Origin of the sequence: Turicibacter sp. T129 (assembly GCF_025594975.1) — a bacterium.
Classification (GTDB): domain Bacteria; phylum Bacillota_I; class Bacilli_A; order MOL361; family Turicibacteraceae; genus Turicibacter; species Turicibacter bilis.
Genome location: NZ_JAMQUU010000041.1, coordinates 1 through 18,850 on the forward strand (window position 1 = coordinate 1; position 18,850 = coordinate 18,850).

The 18,850-nt window shown below is 34.0% G+C and carries 24 protein-coding genes; 9 read left to right on the plus strand and 15 right to left on the minus strand.

What is annotated here, in order from left to right:
• Positions 1-66: 66 nt before the first annotated feature.
• The 9 genes from NEH75_RS07960 to NEH75_RS08000 all read right to left on the minus strand — a co-directional run bounded on the left by NEH75_RS07960 (position 67) and on the right by NEH75_RS08000 (position 8,231).
• Positions 67-1,041 carry a ribose-phosphate diphosphokinase gene (locus tag NEH75_RS07960; protein WP_055242944.1) on the minus strand — a complete coding sequence of 325 codons (975 nt, stop codon included), beginning with the start codon at positions 1,039-1,041 and terminating at the stop codon, positions 67-69.
• A 117-nt stretch (positions 1,042-1,158) separates the two neighbouring features.
• The gene (gene glmU, locus NEH75_RS07965; protein WP_055305915.1) at positions 1,159-2,526 is read right to left on the minus strand and encodes a bifunctional UDP-N-acetylglucosamine diphosphorylase/glucosamine-1-phosphate N-acetyltransferase GlmU; all 1,368 of its coding nucleotides are present in this window, start codon (positions 2,524-2,526) and stop codon (positions 1,159-1,161) included.
• 262 nt (positions 2,527-2,788) lie between these two features.
• Positions 2,789-3,043 (minus strand): septation regulator SpoVG, encoded by a 255-nt coding sequence (gene spoVG / locus NEH75_RS07970; protein ID WP_055242941.1) that lies wholly within the window; start codon positions 3,041-3,043, stop codon positions 2,789-2,791.
• A gap of 215 nt (positions 3,044-3,258) precedes the next feature.
• The gene (gene ispE / locus NEH75_RS07975) at positions 3,259-4,113 is read right to left on the minus strand and encodes a 4-(cytidine 5'-diphospho)-2-C-methyl-D-erythritol kinase (RefSeq protein ID WP_055305916.1); all 855 of its coding nucleotides are present in this window, start codon (positions 4,111-4,113) and stop codon (positions 3,259-3,261) included.
• A 96-nt stretch (positions 4,114-4,209) separates the two neighbouring features.
• Positions 4,210-4,443 (minus strand): Veg family protein, encoded by a 234-nt coding sequence (locus NEH75_RS07980; RefSeq protein ID WP_055242938.1) that lies wholly within the window; start codon positions 4,441-4,443, stop codon positions 4,210-4,212.
• A gap of 111 nt (positions 4,444-4,554) precedes the next feature.
• Positions 4,555-5,367: a sporulation peptidase YabG gene (yabG, locus tag NEH75_RS07985; protein ID WP_055242936.1), complete on the minus strand. Its 813-nt coding sequence runs from the start codon at positions 5,365-5,367 to the stop codon at positions 4,555-4,557.
• A gap of 89 nt (positions 5,368-5,456) precedes the next feature.
• Complete coding sequence (gene rsmA / locus NEH75_RS07990) at positions 5,457-6,329, minus strand: 16S rRNA (adenine(1518)-N(6)/adenine(1519)-N(6))-dimethyltransferase RsmA (protein ID WP_055305917.1); 873 nt, start codon at positions 6,327-6,329, stop codon at positions 5,457-5,459.
• A 31-nt stretch (positions 6,330-6,360) separates the two neighbouring features.
• A complete protein-coding gene (gene rnmV / locus NEH75_RS07995) occupies positions 6,361-6,903 on the minus strand; it encodes a ribonuclease M5 (protein WP_055276683.1) in 543 nt (180 codons plus the stop codon).
• A gap of 29 nt (positions 6,904-6,932) precedes the next feature.
• Positions 6,933-8,231 carry an HD domain-containing protein gene (locus NEH75_RS08000; protein ID WP_082427848.1) on the minus strand — a complete coding sequence of 433 codons (1,299 nt, stop codon included), beginning with the start codon at positions 8,229-8,231 and terminating at the stop codon, positions 6,933-6,935.
• A gap of 211 nt (positions 8,232-8,442) precedes the next feature.
• On the opposite strand from NEH75_RS08000, the gene NEH75_RS08005 reads away from it, so the two are divergent.
• Positions 8,443-8,766: a hypothetical protein gene (locus NEH75_RS08005; protein WP_055305919.1), complete on the plus strand. Its 324-nt coding sequence runs from the start codon at positions 8,443-8,445 to the stop codon at positions 8,764-8,766.
• Between the two features lie 99 nt (positions 8,767-8,865).
• Here NEH75_RS08005 and NEH75_RS08010 read toward each other — a convergent pair whose 3' ends face one another.
• Together NEH75_RS08010 and pta are read right to left on the minus strand one after the other, a co-directional pair.
• Positions 8,866-9,117, minus strand: a complete 252-nt coding sequence (locus NEH75_RS08010; RefSeq protein ID WP_055242928.1) for a DUF1450 domain-containing protein — start codon at positions 9,115-9,117, stop codon at positions 8,866-8,868.
• Between the two features lie 129 nt (positions 9,118-9,246).
• Positions 9,247-10,212 (minus strand): phosphate acetyltransferase, encoded by a 966-nt coding sequence (pta, locus tag NEH75_RS08015; RefSeq protein ID WP_055242926.1) that lies wholly within the window; start codon positions 10,210-10,212, stop codon positions 9,247-9,249.
• Between the two features lie 144 nt (positions 10,213-10,356).
• Here pta and NEH75_RS08020 point away from each other — a divergent pair, with 144 nt between their 5' ends.
• Together NEH75_RS08020 and gerQ are read left to right on the plus strand one after the other, a co-directional pair.
• Positions 10,357-10,779: a cell wall hydrolase gene (locus NEH75_RS08020; RefSeq protein ID WP_055305920.1), complete on the plus strand. Its 423-nt coding sequence runs from the start codon at positions 10,357-10,359 to the stop codon at positions 10,777-10,779.
• Between the two features lie 24 nt (positions 10,780-10,803).
• Entirely contained in the window at positions 10,804-11,517 is a 714-nt protein-coding gene (gene gerQ, locus NEH75_RS08025; RefSeq protein WP_055305921.1) for a spore coat protein GerQ, read from the plus strand.
• Between the two features lie 36 nt (positions 11,518-11,553).
• Here gerQ and NEH75_RS08030 read toward each other — a convergent pair whose 3' ends face one another.
• Genes NEH75_RS08030 through NEH75_RS08040 form a run of 3 tightly spaced genes read right to left on the minus strand, consistent with a single transcriptional unit; the run spans position 11,554 to position 13,611 of the window.
• Entirely contained in the window at positions 11,554-12,219 is a 666-nt protein-coding gene (locus NEH75_RS08030; protein ID WP_055305922.1) for a uracil-DNA glycosylase, read from the minus strand.
• A 59-nt stretch (positions 12,220-12,278) separates the two neighbouring features.
• Positions 12,279-13,049, minus strand: coding sequence for an energy-coupling factor transporter transmembrane component T family protein (locus NEH75_RS08035; protein WP_055305923.1), 771 nt, complete (start codon positions 13,047-13,049; stop codon positions 12,279-12,281).
• 13 nt (positions 13,050-13,062) lie between these two features.
• Positions 13,063-13,611 carry a Gx transporter family protein gene (locus NEH75_RS08040; RefSeq protein ID WP_055242915.1) on the minus strand — a complete coding sequence of 183 codons (549 nt, stop codon included), beginning with the start codon at positions 13,609-13,611 and terminating at the stop codon, positions 13,063-13,065.
• A 168-nt stretch (positions 13,612-13,779) separates the two neighbouring features.
• On the opposite strand from NEH75_RS08040, the gene NEH75_RS08045 reads away from it, so the two are divergent.
• The 6 genes from NEH75_RS08045 (at position 13,780) to rbr (NEH75_RS08070) (ending at position 17,849) form a co-directional block, all read left to right on the plus strand.
• Positions 13,780-14,199 (plus strand): HIT family protein, encoded by a 420-nt coding sequence (locus NEH75_RS08045; RefSeq protein ID WP_262948750.1) that lies wholly within the window; start codon positions 13,780-13,782, stop codon positions 14,197-14,199.
• A 76-nt stretch (positions 14,200-14,275) separates the two neighbouring features.
• On the plus strand, positions 14,276-14,710 hold the full coding sequence (locus tag NEH75_RS08050; RefSeq protein WP_055276672.1) for a hypothetical protein: 435 nt from the start codon (positions 14,276-14,278) through the stop codon (positions 14,708-14,710).
• Positions 14,691-15,650, plus strand: a complete 960-nt coding sequence (locus tag NEH75_RS08055) for a polyprenyl synthetase family protein (protein ID WP_238581309.1) — start codon at positions 14,691-14,693, stop codon at positions 15,648-15,650. Before NEH75_RS08050 ends, NEH75_RS08055 begins: the two co-directional genes overlap by 20 nt.
• A 17-nt stretch (positions 15,651-15,667) precedes the next feature.
• Positions 15,668-16,477, plus strand: a complete 810-nt coding sequence (locus NEH75_RS08060; RefSeq protein WP_055305924.1) for a Cof-type HAD-IIB family hydrolase — start codon at positions 15,668-15,670, stop codon at positions 16,475-16,477.
• Positions 16,478-16,638: 161 nt separating this feature from the next.
• Positions 16,639-17,181: a rubrerythrin gene (gene rbr / locus NEH75_RS08065; protein WP_262948752.1), complete on the plus strand. Its 543-nt coding sequence runs from the start codon at positions 16,639-16,641 to the stop codon at positions 17,179-17,181.
• 125 nt (positions 17,182-17,306) lie between these two features.
• Positions 17,307-17,849, plus strand: a complete 543-nt coding sequence (gene rbr, locus NEH75_RS08070) for a rubrerythrin (protein ID WP_055305925.1) — start codon at positions 17,307-17,309, stop codon at positions 17,847-17,849.
• A 243-nt stretch (positions 17,850-18,092) separates the two neighbouring features.
• On the opposite strand, the gene pflA is transcribed toward rbr (NEH75_RS08070), so the two are convergent.
• Positions 18,093-18,824 carry a pyruvate formate-lyase-activating protein gene (gene pflA / locus NEH75_RS08075; RefSeq protein WP_262948753.1) on the minus strand — a complete coding sequence of 244 codons (732 nt, stop codon included), beginning with the start codon at positions 18,822-18,824 and terminating at the stop codon, positions 18,093-18,095.
• Between the last annotated feature and the right edge of the window lie 26 nt (positions 18,825-18,850).

Below are 18,850 nucleotides of genomic sequence, written 5' to 3' on the forward strand. Positions count from 1 at the left end.
CCCATGCCGGGCGCACAAAAAAAGCGAAGCTAAATGTTAAGCTTCGCTTTTTTGATTTTAAAATAATTAGAAATTGTATAAATCACGATTGTAAACGAATAAATCCGAAACTGGTTCGTCATTTAAGATATGTAAAATACCTTCCGCTAATAATTCACCAACTGATAATTGTGTAATTTTAGGGCTTCGTTTTTCTTCTGGCAGATTAATTGTATTTGTTGTGACTAATTCTTTGATTGCTGAGTTTTCGATACGCTCAACCGCAGGTCCTGAAAGAATTGGATGCGTACATGCTGCATAAACAGATAATGCTCCACGCTCTTTTAATGCATTTGCTGCAATTTGAATTGTTCCTGCTGTATCAATCATATCATCAATGATGATGGCATGTTTACCTTCAACTTCACCGATTAATCCCATAACCTCTGCAACGTTTGGTTTTGGACGACGTTTATCGATAATAGCAATAGGTGCATTTAAGTACTCAGCTAATACACGAGCACGAGTTGCTCCTCCATGATCTGGTGAAACAACAACGATATCTTCTAAGTTTTTATCAATGAAATATTTTGCAATAATTGGCATTGCACGAAAATCATCGATTGGAATATCGAAGAATCCTTGAATTTGTGTTGCGTGTAAATCCATCGTCATCACGCGTGTTGCTCCCGCTGCCTCAATTAAGTTAGCTACTAACTTAGCTGTAATTGGCTGACGAGCTTTTGCTTTACGATCTTGACGTGAATAACCATAATAAGGCATGATCACGTTAATTGTTTTCGCTGATGCACGTTTAAGTGCATCGATCATTACTAAAAGTTCCATTAAATTTTCATTAACTGGATTATGTGTTGGCTGAACAACGAATACATGGTGTCCACGAACAGTTTCGTTAATGTTAACTTGTACTTCTCCATCGGCAAATCGGTTAACTGTTAAATCAGATAATGGTACTCCGATACGATCTGCAATTTCTTGCGCTAATGGTCGATTAGCATTTAAACTAAAAATTTTAAACTTCTTACGATTAATTTCTGCCATGATGATTTAACCTCCTAGAATAAACACACTTCAGACAGTATTTTACACAATTTCTTATTTTTTTTCAATTATTTCAGTAAATGTTTAAGACATATTACCAATTTTTAAATTTTTTTACTATTTTTGACGAATAACTTTTGCATATCCTTCTTTATTTTCCTGTTTTGAACGAGCAATAGCTAAAGCATCTTCTGGTACATTTTTAGTAATTGTTGATCCCGCTGCTAAATAAGCATTCGGTTCCACTGTAACTGGCGCTACTAAGTTGACATTACATCCAACCATGGTATTTGCACCAATGACTGTTTTATGTTTGTTCTTTCCATCGTAATTAACAGTAATTGATCCACAACCCATATTGACATTTTCACCAAGTTCAGCATCTCCAATATAACTTAAGTGTGCTGATTTTGCTCCATCTTTAAACACAGATTTTTTAATTTCTACGAAATTTCCAATACGAGCTTTATTTCCGATTTCAGCATGCATGCGAATATGTGCGAATGGTCCTACTGTTGTCGAAGCTCCAATTATTGAATCAGAGATAACTGACGCGTTAATTGTCGTATGCTCTCCAATTGTTGAATTAATAATTTGAGAATTCGCTCCAATAACTACATTTTTCGCAATAATGGATGGACCTGTAATCATCGTTCCTGGATAGATAATAACATCTTGTCCAATTTGTACGTCTGTTCCGATATATGTCGCTTCAGGATCAATGATTGTCACTCCATTGCGCATATGGAATTCATTGATGCGTTTACGTAATACTTTTTCAGCATAAGCTAATTGGACACGATCATTAACCCCTAATGTTTCTTCAAAATCTTCATTCACATACGCGACTACTTTTAATCCCATATCACGAATGATTCCAACTAAGTCTGTTAAATAGTATTCCCCTTGTGAGTTATTATTTGTGATTTTTGTTAAAGCTTCAAATAATACTTTATTATCATAGCAGCAAACACCTGTATTAATTTCTTTTACAAGCAATTCTTCCGTATTTGCGTCTTTTTGTTCAACAATACGTAACACATTTCCTTCTTCATCACGAATGATACGTCCATATCCTGTCGGATTATCAGTGCACGCCGTTAAAATAGTAATAGCTGCTTTTTGTGATTGATGATAGTCAAATAAATTAGAGATTGTTTGTTCTGTTAAAAGTGGAACATCTCCATAGGTAACAATCGTTACTCCATCTAATCCTTCTAATAATTCTTTCGTCATCATGACCGCATGACCAGTTCCTAATTGTTCAGTTTGCATCGCATATTCAACACGATCTTGTAATTCAGCACGAACTGATTCAGCTTCATAACCAATAACAGTTACAATTTTATCTACCCCAATTTTTTCTAAATTTGTAACTGCATGATCAACCATCGATTTCCCTAATACTTGATGTAGTACCTTATGTAAACTCGACTTCATACGAGTTCCTTTTCCTGCCGCTAATACAACCGCATACTTGTTCATAACAATCCTCCGTTATTTTGTCTTATTTCTTTTAGTATAGCATACTTCAACCTTTCATCAAATTTAATTTTTATGAGATATCCTTGAGCAAGACTGACATTTCAATTTTTCTCTTCAAGATACAAATAAAAGAAGCTGACACCCTAAAGGATGGCAGCTTCTTACTTGATGCCTTTTCGTGAAGTTTATTATATTTATCATAAATCGATTATTTAATCGTGTTTAATCTAGATTAATTAAACTCCCCTAATTTTAAAAATGACTATTCTGCTTCTTCGTAAGCTTTAATGACAAATTGCTCTAACTCTTTACGTGTATCATGATTGATTGGATGTGCAATGTCTTTAAACTCCCCTGTTGATGTCTTACGACTTGGCATTGCTACAAATAAGTGTTCATCCCCTTGAATGACACGTAAGTCATGAATGACAAAACAATCATCTAAAGTAATAGATGCGATAGCTTTCATTCTGTTGTCTGTCTCTACTTTACGAATTCTTACATCTGTAATATTCATTCTTTCTCATCCTCCTAAGTTGTCCTGATCTCACATTTAATATACCATTTTTTGTAAGCACTTTTATGTCATTTTTGTGTTCTCTGTCATTTTTTACAATTATATACATTTTTTTGTTAGAATTCAAGACATTTATGTTGTTTACTCTAATTTACTACTTTTAGATAAATAAAAAAGCACCTTAATCAACTCTAGGATTAAGATACTTTTAATGGTCACCCAATTAATCGAACTGCATGAACTTCATGCTCTCTAAAACATCCATTAATACTGTTTATAATTCGTCGTAATTTATACTCTTTACGTACTAGCGCAAAAACTGTCGGTCCGCTACCGCTCATTAATACAGCATCTGCTCCAAACTGGACAAGTTTATTTTTAATCTCAGCAACCACTGGATAACGTTCTAATGTGACTTCTTCAAGTGAATTTCCTAAGCGATCACAAATTCCTTGATAGTCTTTATTGTCAATGCACTTTAACATTCCCTCAATATCTAAATGCTCAACTTGGTTAGCGTCTAACGCTTCATAAATTTCTTTGGTTGATACGCCAATTCGTGGCTTGATTAAAATGACCCAACATTTTGGGGGAGATGGAATTGGTTGAATGATTTCCCCACGACCTGTTGCTAGCGCTGTTCCTCCATAAACACAAAACGGTACATCTGACCCTAGCTGTGCCCCTAGTTCAGCCAATTCGTCTATTGTACAATCTACTTTCCAAAGCTCTTTTAATGCTTTTAGTGTTGCGGCAGCGTTACTACTTCCACCTGCTAATCCTGCTGCAACTGGAATTCGCTTTTTAATATAGATTTCAACACCTTTATCAATATTAAAATGTTGCTTAAAAAGTTGGGCGGCTTGATACGCCAAGTTTTTTTCATTAAGTGGCATTGTGAACTCATTTGATTTAATTACAATTTCATTCTTTTCAAGGGGAGTGACCGTAATATAGTCTGCTAAGTCGACAGTTGTCATAATCATTTCAACTTCATGATAATTATCTTTACGTTTATGGAGCGTATCGAGTGCTAAATTTATTTTTGCTGGAGCTTTAATTGTTATCATAGCCATTCCTCCAATCAGTATGACTTTATTTTATCATATGACTTTATTTAATTATACAAAAAAAGTAGTAAACAATGTTGACTACTTTTTTTAATATTAATTAAACTTTAATTCAACTGATCCAGTTAAAACATCAATATAGCTATAAGAAACACGATCAACTGAATCGCGTTCGCTATCTAAATCAATTACAAAAATAGAAGGATACGTATTAGATAAAACACCTGTATGCTCAACCACACGGTTACGACTTTCATAGGCAGTAAGCTTTACTTCCTTACCTACTTGTTCACTTAACTCTTGACGAATATTAACAATATTATTAGCCAAAACATCACGCCCTTTCTATTATAAAGCATACCACAAAAAGAAAAAATTTTCAATATTATTATGTGCTAAACACTTGAAATTATGCATTAACAATGATAAAATTAAATATTTTTACAATTTTCTGATACCATAACGAAGGGTTCCCTTCGTTTGAAGCCCTCCAATACCAGCAATTTTCGCAATAGTTTTCTCAATCGCTTCTCGTAAATCAACTTGTTCTTCATACGGAGTTAACGCGATTGTTGCAGCAATAATCGCCGGATCCAGTGCATGAATATTAATTCGTTTAGGAGATGACGCGAAATTTGCACCTGAACCAATCAATGCTTCAAAATGTGATTGGCAAGCGCCCGCAATGACAATTAAATAGTCCAAGGAAGGCTCTATCTCACGTAAAGCATTAACCGTTTCAACAAAATATTTAGAACTTCGATAAGAATTTAAATCGTCTTCGTGTTCTTTATCTTCTAACGCATCATGACCAGTAATCACCACGATATTCGGTCTTAATCTCTTGACCAATTCCGGGACTTTAGTCTTCATCTCTTTTTCTGGAACGGCAAAAGCTTGGGCATAAACTTTTGCATATTTATATAACTTTATACTCTTCTGGAGATACTCTTCATCTCCATCAATATGTAAGATTCGTCCACTAATATAAAAATCACCATTATCATAACTACGCATTTGATTCATAACAGGTGGTAAGATTGTCCGATATTGATCAAATTCGACTTGTTCAGCCCGTTGATATTCTTCACGTGAAATGATTTCTAAATCACTAATCGGAGCATCAGCGGTCAGTCTAAAAAAGATCCCTTTCAAATAAGCTGTATCACCTACTATTTCTTCAATTCGGAACATTGTATCAGAGTTATACGAACGTCGTCCAACAATATCTCCTACTTTGACTTCCTGACTCATCCTCATCACCTCACGTTATTATATGCAATCCCTAAAAAATCGGTACATAAAAAAAGAGGGCCTTCTTATGATAGAAGACCTTCTTTTTATTACTTATTTAAATGTTGATAAAATGCATTTGATAATTTCGCAAATTCTTCGATTGATAATGATTCTCCACGACGATTTGGTAATATCCCAGCTTCTTCTAAAACAGCTGTGACCTCTTCCTTCGTTAAATCTGCGAAGTGTTGATTTAAGTTGTTTTGTAATGTTTTACGGCGTTGTTTAAAAGCTCCGTGAACCACTTCCATAAAGAAGTCTTCGTTAATCACTTCAACCGCTGGTTGCTCACGTCTTGTTAAACGAACAACTGCACTGTCGACATTTGGTGCTGGAATAAAGACTGTTTTTGGAACTGTTAAAGCTATTTTTGCTTCTGTATAGTATTGAACCGCAATTGACAATGCATTATAGTCTTTTGATCCTGGTTTTGCAGATAAGCGTTCCGCTACTTCTTTTTGCATCATCGTCACATAACGATCGATTGGTAATTTCTTCTCAATTAATCCCATTAAAATTGGTGTTGTAATATAATATGGTAAATTTGCAACAACTGCAATTTCTTTTACATCTTTGAATTCCTCTTCAATCATAGAAGCCACATCAGCTTTTAAAATATCTTGATGAATCACCTTTACATTATCATAAGGGGCTAATGTTTCAGCTAGGATTGGAATTAAGCGAGGATCAATCTCATAAGCGACAACTTTTTTCGCTTTACGAGCAATGAATTCTGTTAACGCTCCAATACCAGGACCGATTTCGATGACTCCAACTTCATCTGTTAAATCAGCCGCATTCACGATTTTATTTAAAATGTTAGTATCCGTTAAAAAGTTTTGTCCGAAACTCTTTTTAAAAGTAAATCCATGTCTTTCAATGATTTCTTTTGTGTTCGACTTTGTTGCAATATCTCTCATATATTAAATAGCTCCTTTATTTTAAACAATTCTAGTTTGAGTCAGTTAAGACATCTACAACTTGTTGTTTCGTAATCCCAAACATCATTAGACGTTTTTGAAGTTGTTTACCATTCACATAGCCAATTCCTAAGGCTTCACTCAGCTTCTCACGAATCTTTGCACTATTTGGATGACCGATGAGTCCAAAATCAAATAAGAACTGTGTTTCAATTTCCTCAATGACCGCTTCTTTTGGCGTCACTAAATTACCTAATGCCGCTTTAATCGCTTCATCACTCGCATGTTCAACACCAACCCCACTTCCATTTTTAGCAATGGCATCAACTTTTTGTAAATAGGCATGTTTACAATTTGGAACAGCCTGCATAACGGTCTGGCGAATTTTATTTCCCGGAAAATCAGGATCAGTAAAAACAATAATCCCACGACTCATTTGAAGTGTTGTAATTTGCTCTAATATTTTCTCATTAATGGCTGAGCCATTCGTTTCTAACGTCTCAATTTCAGGATAGACTTCTTTTAGACGTCGGGTATCGTCGCGACCTTCTACGACAATAACTTCTTTAAACATATTTTTTCCTCAATTTCTTTTATAAAATTTTATTGAACATTCTCATGTAATAATTCTAGAATTCTTTGTTTCGCTTCCCCATCTTGACTTAATCGGATTAAATCTAGTGGGAAATAAACTTTATGTTCTTGTTTGGGTTTCACTGCAATAATTCCTTTAATGATGGTTGATACTTCAGAGATTTCTTGAATTGAGCCATCACGCATCAATAATTCAATACAGTCTGGTAAACAATTGGTTTTATGTCCATAGTAATCGTATGGTGTTTTGACGCTATGATCAGTTAATAAATAATAGTCTGGATTAATGCCTAATTCAATCATATATTCTTTGACTTGCTTTAGCTTTTCATTGGTTTCATCATTTGGTGTATAGTGTACCTCTTTTAATAATCGACGATTAATAAAACGATCGGCGAAATCACGTAAAATCTCATCTTCCTCATCGGTAAATAAAGAGGCATAATAACTAATTGTTGAATCATCAAATTTTAAATATGTTTCAACTGAAGGCTCTTCCTCTAAAAATAAATCTTTTAGTGCCTCCAGTGGACGTTTAAATTCATAGCCAGAAAAAATCAATTCACGAACACGACGAAGCATATTTTGAATAACTAAGTCAAAACTTCGACCGGTTGAGTGTAAATAGACCTGCCAGTACATCTGATAACGACTCATTAAATAATCTTCAATCGCATGCATTCCTGACACTTTGTACACAATTTTATTATTAACAACACGCATCGTTCTTAGAATTCGCTCAACATCAATTTCTCCATACGGAGCCCCCGTAAAATAAGCATCACGAAGTAAATAATCTAAGCGATCAGCATCTAATTGACTTGAGATAATACTAATAATTAATGGATTCGGATATGTTTTATTAATCACATCTCGAACTTTCGTAGCAAATCCTTTTTGATAGGCTTCTAATACTCGATTCACTTCCGTGTTTTCCATAATAATGCGTTCTGTAAATAGCTCATGGCGTACACTAAAAACAGATTCAAATGAATGTGAAAAAGGACCATGACCTAAATCATGAAGTAACGCAGCTGATAAAACTAGTAAACGTTCATCTTCACTTAATATCGTTCCACGATGCATTAATGCTCGAATAATTTTTCGTGCCATTTCATACACACCTAATGAATGTGAAAAACGGCTATGTTCTGCCGTATGGAAAACCATATACGTTCCACCCAACTGTTTAATACGGCGTAATCGTTGCACCTCTTTTGTTTGAATTAAATCCCAAATTAATTGATCATAAACATGAACATATCCATATACCGGATCTCTAAATACTTTTTCTTCTAACTTTGTCATTCGCATCACCATCTATATACCATCATTATTTTTAAAAATAATGCAAAAATCTTGATTTCTTACATTATAAGTATACCACATTCTTGACAGACTTGAACTAACACGACAAAACGTTTCCTAAATATTAAAAATAATCTATACCTTTTTGAAATAATATCATATAAATATGTTATAATACCAATATGATAACGTTTTTAAAGGGCGTGGTTCTATGTGTTTGAAAACAAGAGATTACTTCATTAATGATCAAGAGTCTTTCTTAAAGCATCATCAACTTTTTTCCATGATGATTTGTGAAATCTATGACCTTCTCACCCTTCATCAACCTGAACCTTTAAGCATTGAGCAAATTTTTCAACAATTAACCCCTTTTCTAAAAGCTCGCATTCGACTTGTGATAAAAAACGAACCACAGGCGCTAATCTTATTTAAAAATGAACTCGATATAGTTTCCTATATGGCTAATTTACTAGCTAATAAAACATTTAAAATCCATCACTTTGGAAATGAATACTATTATCTTGGTGAATCATAATTAATTGATCATATTTTTATCTTTTACTACTTTTATGCACTTAACACAAAAAAGGACAAGAAAGTCGATTATTTTGACTCCTTGTCCTTTTCTTATTCTTTATTTTCCTAAGAATTCTTTTACTTTTTGGATTAACTCATCTTCATTTTCCGCTAAAATTGGCTTATTATTAACGAAAACAAAAGAACGATCACGACCTGGTCCACAATATGACTGGCATCCTTGATAAATTTTCGCTTTTGGGTCAATCGCTTTTAAGCGTGGTAATAATGTATTTAAATTTGTTGCTTTACATTTATCACAAACGCGGAACTCATTTGGTTCTGCAAATAAATCATCTAAATTAAACATCGATTACACCTTCCCTTTTCTAAAATTTTTGAAGTGTATCTCTATAAAAGTTTATAAAAAAATGAGCTTTCTGTCAATGAAAACACAAAGCTCATCTCTCTCTCATTTATTTAAAAAATAACTTTATTTCTATAATAATGTTTGGTTAGCCGTGATGATTGCTGTTCCGTAAACATCTTCTGGAGAACATCCACGTGATAAATCATTAACTGGTTTATTTAATCCAGCTAAGATTGGTCCTACTGCTTCAAATCCACCTAAACGTTGAGCAATTTTATATCCGATGTTTCCTGAGTTTAAATCAGGGAATACGAATACATTGGCTTGTCCTGCTACTTTAGAATCTTTAACTTTTGTTTTTGCTACTGCTGGAACAAAGGCAGCATCAAATTGTAACTCTCCATCATAATCGAAATCTAATTCCATTCCGTTTAAGATTTCCATTGCTTCTGTTACTTTTTTAGTTTCTTCAGTTTTAGCTGAACCTTTTGTTGAGAAGCTTAATAAGGCAACTTTTGGTTCAATATCAAACATACGTGCAACACGTGCTGATTCAATGGCGAATTCTGCTAAATCACTGCTTGATGGGTTTGGATTGATCGCGCAGTCAGCAAAGATATAACGCTCATCTCCACGTAACATAGCAAAGTATCCGAATGTTTTAGAGATTCCCGGTTTTGTTTTAATAATTTGTAAGGCTGGACGTACCGTGTCTCCAGTTGAGTGAATAGCACCTGAAACTAAACCTGCGGCTAATCCCATGTGTACTAACATCGTTCCGAAGTAGTTCACGTTTAATACTAATTCACGTGCTTGCTCTTCAGTTACTTTTCCTTTACGAACAGCAACTAATTCAGTAACCATTTCATCTAATTTGTCATAATGTTTTGGATCAATAATTTCGCATCCTTCTAGTGAATAGGTTCCAGCAGCAGCTTGTACTTCCTCAATTGATCCAATTAAAATTGGTTTTAACATGTTTTCGCGTGCTAACAAACTAGCGGCTTGAACAACGCGTGGTTCGTTACCTTCTGGGAAAACGATGCGAATATTTTTTCCAATGATTTGGTTTTTTAAACTTGTCATGATATCCATTGAATTTACCACCTTTAATGTTTTTGTTACTTTTATTGTACTCTTTTTTCCATAAAAATAAAAGGTTAATACCTTTTATTTTTTTAAATAATTTATTCATGTTTCGTCAATGTCGACCATATGATGAAACGAGAGGTGATTATCATGGGAGTTGTTCAAGCAACCCAAAAAGATATTGAGTTACTTGCCCGACTCATGCGTGCTGAAGCCGAAAGCGATGGAAATATGGGAATGTTACTTGTCGGTAATGTTGGTGTCAATCGTGTCTTAGCTAATTGTCACGATTTTAAAAACATTAATACCATTCAGCAAATGGTCTTTCAATCTCCTGGGGGATTTGAAGCCGTACAATTCGATTACTTCTATCAACGCGCGAGGGACAATGAAATTAACCTAGCACGAAGAGTCATTAATGGAGAGCAATTTGAACCAGCGACAACGGCATTATGGTTCTACGATCCTTTCCAACCAACCTGTCCGCCTCAGTTTTGGGGACAATGGAATTCAGGTCGATATGGAGATCATTGCTTCTATATCCCACTTGAATCCGAACACTGTTATGATTAATTGTAATTTGAAAGGAGAGACATTATGAATTATTATTACTCGTATCCTTATGGAGGACCTGTTCCAAATCCAAGCGATCCATACTGGAGATATCAACAAGCAAATCCAATGGGAGGAAGTTACTCTAATGTAAACCCAAATACAGTGGAACCACCATTTCCAGCAGGGGCCCCAATTACACCACAAACGCCAACTGAACCTGGACAAGGAATGACTGGACCATCAGTAAGTGGTGTAACATTTGGAGGATTTGAAGTTCCAGTAGGAAATGTGATCTCAATGGCACAAGGTAACAGTTACGTAAGTAATATTCTAAGACTTAATCGTGGGAAGTTAGCTACCGTTTATATGACATTCAGTGGTAATGATGCAGCAACTGCTCGACGTACTTTTGTCGGAATTATTGAATCGGCAGGACGCGACCATATCGTTTTAAGTGATCCAAACACAGGTCATCGTTTCATTTTATTAACTGTTTATTTAGATTATGTTGAATTCCCAGAAGAAATCAACTACTACTATCCACTCGATAATACACTTAATATGGTGGATCCTGACTTATTTGAAAAATTCCCTTCTTTAGGGGCACTTTATAACTATCAAAAACAACAAGACGAACTTTATAAGCAAAAGTATCCATACTATAACCAACTTCCTGAAAGCTTTACTCACCAACAAATTCAACAATCAAATAACTATATGCCTCAACCACCTTATGGTAATTCAGAACAATTTTAAGCAAAAAAGCATCTCTACAAAAAAGAGATGCTTTTTTTAATTTAATGACCAGTCAATCGGATTCAATCCTTTTGAAGCTAAGAATTCATTAGTCTTTGAAAAAGGAGCACTTCCAAAAAATCCACGACGAGCAGATAATGGCGAAGGATGGGCTGATTCAATCACAAAATGCTTATTTAAATCAATCAGCTTTTTCTTACTTTGGGCGTGTTTCCCCCATAAAATAAAGACAATCGGTGTTGGTTTTTCATTTAAATAGCGTAGAACCGCATCCGTAAAGGTCTCCCATCCCATTCCAACATGTGACATCGGTTGACCTTCTTTGACTGTTAACGTCGTATTCAGTAATAAAACGCCTTGTTTCGCCCACTTACTTAAATCTCCGCTACTTGGATACTCACATTTGATATCCTCCACTAACTCATTAAAAATATTACGCAAAGAAGGTGGCAGCTTTGTTCCTGCTTCAACTGAAAAGCTTAGACCATTCGCTTGATTTGGACCATGATAAGGATCTTGTCCTAAAATCACGACCTTGACTTCTGAATACGGGGTTAACTGGAAGGCATGAAACACTTCATTTTTTGGAGGATAAACGACTTCCGTCTCGTATTGTTGATGTAATTGATTAAAAAGCTCCTTCATATACGGCTGTTCAAATTCTTGTTTTAAAATTAAATCCCAATCATTATGAATAAACATCTTATAATCACCCTTTCATTTATTTTAAAAGAAAAGAACCTGTTAACAGGTTCTGCGACTTACAGCAAAATAATACCGACTAACGTAATAATTCCACTTGCTAAAATAACAGTATCTTTCATTTTCCATGTTAAATGATAAATCGAAGTACGACGTTGACCGACAATATATCCTCGACATTCCATCGCATCCATCATCATGGTTAATCGTTTAATTGTATTTGAGATCGCCGGAATAATAATAGCCATTAGTTTTGATAATTTTTCTTGTAATGAGATCTCACTAAAATCTAATCCTCGAGATTGTTGAGCACTATAAATGAGCTTCACCTCATCTAAAATCATCGGAATTAAACGAATCGCTAAACTTGTCATAAAAGCAAACTGTTCCATAGACTGGCCTTTAATCAAGGATTTTGCTCCTGCGACAAGTTCACTTGGAGCGGTTGTAAAAGTTAGTAGCGCACCCATGAATACGAATAACATCATTTTTGCGGTGTAGAATATTCCTAACATCAATCCGTCTAATGTGACCTGAAGAAATCCAATTTGAAATAATGTCTTTGTGCCTTCTGTTAAGGTGAAGAACACGATAAAAAATAAATACATATATTTAAGAAACATTGCTTGCTTCAAATAAAAAGAAAATGGAATTTTACTTAAATATAAGAACATGAATATTAAACAAGCGGCAAGTAAAAGTTGTATCCATCTTGAAATACAAATCATCATGATGATATTAAGAACCATCATTAATAATTTAGCACGTGAATCAAGTGAATGATAAAATGATGGAACACTAATATATCTTCCAAGCCATAACTTTTTCATACAATTCTCCTCATTAGTTATTTAATTTATAGTGATTTCGAAATAATTGAAATTCATTTAAACGAGACATAACTAATTTTGCAACTAATCCAATAACAACTCCCGTTAAAAGTCCTATTGGAAGTAAAAACATCATGTAATATGCAATGGCCTTAGTTTTAATTAAAATCATAGCTACTATAATTTGACCAATATTATGCATGACCCCACCAATCATACTAATCCCAATTAAACTAATCTTCTCTTTTAATACTTTAAAGGCTGATACCATGCAAATATAACTCAATAAAGCACCTACAAAACCATAAGCAAACATAGAAAATGTTCCAAGCAATAACGTTGTTAAAAATGTTTTTAACATAATAACAAAAAACATATCTTTAACATCTAAATAATACAACCCAATCACAATCATAATATTAGCTAATCCTAGTTTCATTCCTGGAATCGGTAATTTAATAGGGATCATCGATTCAATAATTCCTAATACAATGGCTAATGCCCCAATCAAAATAACTAACATCATTTTTTCTAAGTTTTCACGATTTTTTTTTTGATTCAACGTCTAAAACCTCCCACCTAACATTAAAATCTATTATATCATGAGGAGCAAATCAAAAAACACCTTTTCTCGACAGAATGTTAGCACTTTAAAACTCTGTTAATATTTGATAAAATTATGTCATTCAAGAGTTAAGAACGATTTCAATAACTGATAGGAGGAACTCTAATGAAACAATGTATCTTCTGTAAAATTATTAATAAAGAAATTCCAGGACATATTTTATTTGAAAATGAGCATGTCTTAGCCTTCTTAGATATCTCTCAAACAACAAAAGGTCATACATTAGTTATCCCTAAAAAACATGTGGAAGATGTTTTTTCAATGACTGAAGAAGATATGGCACATGTTTTCTCAGTTGTTCCAAAGATTGCAAATGCATTAAAAACAACCTTTAATGCGGATGGAATGAACATTGTCAACAACAATAAACCTGTAGCGGGACAAACGGTCTTCCATTATCACGTTCACTTAATTCCTCGCTATACGTTTGAAGATTCATTTGATGTCAAATATACAAATAACATGTCTAATTATACACCAGAGACATTAGCGGCATTAAAAGAAGAAATCTTAACAAACTTATAAGAATTCTAACATTTGTATATTTATTCTAATCCTTGGAATACTAATGATATTCTCATTAGAAACGGGGGATTAGGTGATGATTAAACAAGTCATAAGTGAAATCAAACAACAACTTCAATGTGCAAATATCATCGATTGTCAAATTAACGAATATCAATTACAAAAACTTTATGATGGAATGATTGATCAATCCATGCATCCTGAAGATTACTTCCCTTATTTTGTCTCATATGGGCTTTTACTACTCCATTTAGATACCCATAATCAATTATTAGATTCATCAAATGAAGAACAATGTAGAAATATTATTTTATACGGTGATTTATTTTATAGTCTTTATTATGAATACTCGATTAAACATACCTTTTCACTGATTAAACATAATATGGCTCGCGTTCTCGAATCAATTGAAATTCAATCTATTCATCATCAAAATTCATCGGTTTATTTATTAAACACATGGATTAAAATCATGAAACAGGAGGGGTTGAATGATGGGTTACTTATCTAAGTTTGGATATGATGAGGTCTATTTTAATAAAATTCTCCTTCAAAATATCGAGAATGATGCCTTATTAAAACAGGATGACGCATTAAAAAAGGCGCTTTGCGAATTAGTTAGTCAGGGTGGAAAAAGAATTCGCCCTCTCTTTTTATTAATGGCAACTGATTTAGGAAGTTATCCTAAGAAAGAAGACTGCTATTTAGCAGCCGTTGCGATTGAGTTACTTCATCTTTCTTCACTGATTCATGATGATATTATTGATCATTCTCCAATGAGACATAATGTACTTACCCTTCATGAACGCTATGGAGCTAAAATAGCACTTAAACTAGGAAATTATACGTTAAATAAAAGTCTTGAACTTTTTTCTCACTTTGATGATCCAAGGCTTCATTTACAATTAGCACATACCATGAAGCAACTATGTTTAGGAGAGCTCAAACAAAAAGAGGACCTTTTTAACTTTAATCTTCAACTCGAAGATTATATTGAAAAAAGTCATCAAAAGACAGGGACTTTAATTTCTGTGAGTCTTGTCATTGGGGGACTAATTGCTCATTTATCAAATGATGAACTTGATGAACTATCAACACTTGGTCATTCAATTGGAATTGCTTATCAATTAAAAGATGATATTTCAGATTTTACAAGCCTCTCTTCAAGTCTTGGGAAACCCGTTGGTAATGATTTAAGACAAGGCATTATTACACTTCCAACGATTTTTGCTCTCGAGGATGATTTAATCAAAGAAGAGTTGATGTCATTACACTTGAACAAAGAATCATCTACCTTTGATTCACTTTGCAAACGAATTAATTCCGGACATTATATTCAACAATCAGAGGACGTTTGCCAATCTTATATTAATAACACATTGGCAATTATGAATAAACTTCCGAATTTGAAACCTAAGATGTCGCATTTAATTGAACTACTATTTAATTAACCGAAAGGGAGAGTTATATGAGTTATAAAATGATCGTTTTAGATTTAGATGGAACATTAATGTCATCTAAAAATGAAATCTTACCCAAAACAAAAGAGGCGTTATTTAAAGCCCAAGAACAAGGTGTTATGATTGTATTAGCATCTGGTCGTCCAACTTATGGAATGGTGAAGGCTGCTAAAGAATTACGATTAGATGAATATCCAGGTTATATCTTATCTTATAATGGTGGACGCATCATTTCAGTTCAAACAAATGAAATGATTTATGATGATTCCTTAACACCTGAGATTTGTCATGAATTATATGATTTATCTCGTGAAATGAACGTTAATATCATGGCTTACGAAGACGAGGCTATTATAACAGCAGATGATGATCAATATATCCAAAAAGAAGCCCATATCAACGGAATGCCAATTAATCGCGTTGAAAACTTTAAAGACTCAGTCACTTTCAATTCAGTCAAATGTTTATGCACAGCAGAACCTGAGTATTTAGCTCAAGTTGAAATTAAAATGAAAGAACGTTTAGGAGATCGTTTAAGTATTACTCGTTCTCTTCCATTCTTCTTAGAGTTCATGCCTCAAAATATCAATAAAGCTTATTCATTACAAAAATTATTAGAGCATGTTGGATTAGATAAATCTCAATTAATCGCTTGTGGTGATGGATACAACGATTTACCAATGATTGAATTTGCAGGTCTTGGAGTCGCAATGGGAAATGCAGTCGATGAAGTTAAAGCCGCTGCTAACTATGTTACTGCTACAAATGATGAAGATGGAATTGCTCAAGTAATCGAAAAATTTATTTTTAATAACTAAAAAAGATAATCCGAAGATTATCTTTTTTAGTTATTTTCTTCCTACTTAATTATCAAAAAATGAATCTCTTTTTTATGCCAAAACCTCTTCTTTTTCTCACCTTGAGAAATAATTGAAAGATGCTAAAATAACCGTGTAATTATTGTTTAGGGGGGAATTTCATGAACAACTTAAAAGGATCAAAAACGGAAGAGAATTTATTAACTGCTTTCGCAGGAGAATCAATGGCGCGTAATAAATATACGTTCTATGCCTCTCAAGCTAAAAAAGAAGGATACGAGCAAATCGCTAATATCTTTTTAGAAACAGCTAACAATGAAAAAGAACACGCAAAATTGTGGTACAAATTACTTCATGATGGACAAGTCGCTGATACAATCACAAATTTAAAAGATGCTGCCGCTGGTGAACACGATGAGTGGACAGATATGTATGCTCGTTTTGCTCAAGTTGCTCGAGAAGAAGGTTTCAATCATATCGCTGTGTTATTCGATATGGTTGGAAAAATTGAAAAACACCATGAAGAACGTTATTTACAATTAGTGCAAAATATTGAAGAAGGTCAAGTATTTGAACGCGAAGAAGAAGTTGCTTGGATTTGCTTAAATTGTGGACATATCCATTATGGAAAAAAAGCTCCTAAAGCATGTCCGGTATGCGCTCACCCAAAAGCTTATTTTGAGTTAAACTCAGAGAACTATTAATGAATCGTCTTAAGCTATCTCCACTATGGAGATAGCTTTTTATATGGTCTCTATGATTCGAACTTAAAACGGTCATAAACCAATGCTATAATTTACTCCTATATGAAATATATGGAGGGAATCTTATGAGTAACTTAAAAGGTACTAAAACAGAACAAAACTTAATGCATGCATTCGCTGGTGAGTCAATGGCTCGTAACAAATATACTTATTATGCAGCTAAAGCTAAGGAAGAAGGATATGAACAAATCGCAAACATCTTCTTAGAAACAGCTCGTAATGAAATGGAACATGCAAAATTATGGTTCGAATTATTACATGAAGGTGAAATTGCAGATACAATGACAAACTTAAAAGATGCTGCTGCTGGTGAAAATGATGAGTGGACAGATATGTATGCAACATTCGCTCAAACTGCTCGCGAAGAAGGATTCAACCGTGTAGCTGCTTTATTCGATATGGTGGGAAAAATTGAAAAACACCATGAAGAGCGTTATTTACAATTATTAAAAAATATTGAAGAAGGTCAAGTATTCGAACGTGAAGAAGAAGTTGCTTGGGTATGTCAAGAATGTGGACACATTCATTTCGGGAAAAAGGCGCCGAAAGTATGTCCAGTTTGCTCATACGATCAAGCACACTTCGAAATCCGTTCAGAAAACTACTAATCTCTTAAAGAGCCGAAAGGCTCTTTTTATTATGGGAAAATAAAAGTGTGGATAACTCCAAATGAAGTTATCCACAACTCACTCTTTTTTATAATCGGATCTATATTAAACTCGAATATAGGTTATCAATAGAAATGGTAAAGTTTTTTAATGTCATAAAAATTTTACTGCTTCTTCTCTATTCATACTGTTGTTGCCTACAAAAAAAACTAGCCTCCAAAAAGGGAAGCTAGTTTTAAAAGATTAGATAGCTTTACCAAGAATCTCTTCTGCATGTTTAACAAGTTCGTCACTTGGTGGGAGTTGTCCATCTAACGGATAATCATATCCGAGTTGTTTCCACTTGTATTCACCCATACTGTGATATGGTAAAACTTCAATTTTTTTAACGGTTTTCAGAGTTTTGATGTATTCGGCAGTTTTTTGTAAATCATCTTCGTCATCTGTTAATCCTGGTACAAGAACTCGGCGGATCCACATTGGAATGCCTACATCAGAGACTAGATGACCAAATTCTAATATGTGTGCGTTGTCTTTTCCTGTTAATTGTTTATGCTTTTGTGCATCAAACATTTTAATATCAAGCATTAGCATGTCAGTAACAGCTAATAACTCTTTTAATTGTTGTTTACGTTCCTCAGTATTGAACTTTAAATCACCTGAAGTATCAATGTTAGTATGAATGCCATGTTTTTTACACTCTTTAAATAATTCAGTCACGAATTCCATCTGTAATAAAGGTTCTCCACCACTTACCGTGATCCCTCCACCTGAGGCATCGAAAAACTCTTTATACTTCACTAATTCTGACACAATTTCAGAAACTTCCGTTACTTTTCCTTCTTTCATTTTCCATGAATCAGGATTGTGGCAATATGCGCATCGGAGTCCGCACCCTTGGACAAAGACAATAAATCTAAGTCCTGGGCCATCAACTGTTCCGAAAGATTCTACTGAGTGTACATATCCATTCATACTAATCACCTTATCTTCTCTTATTC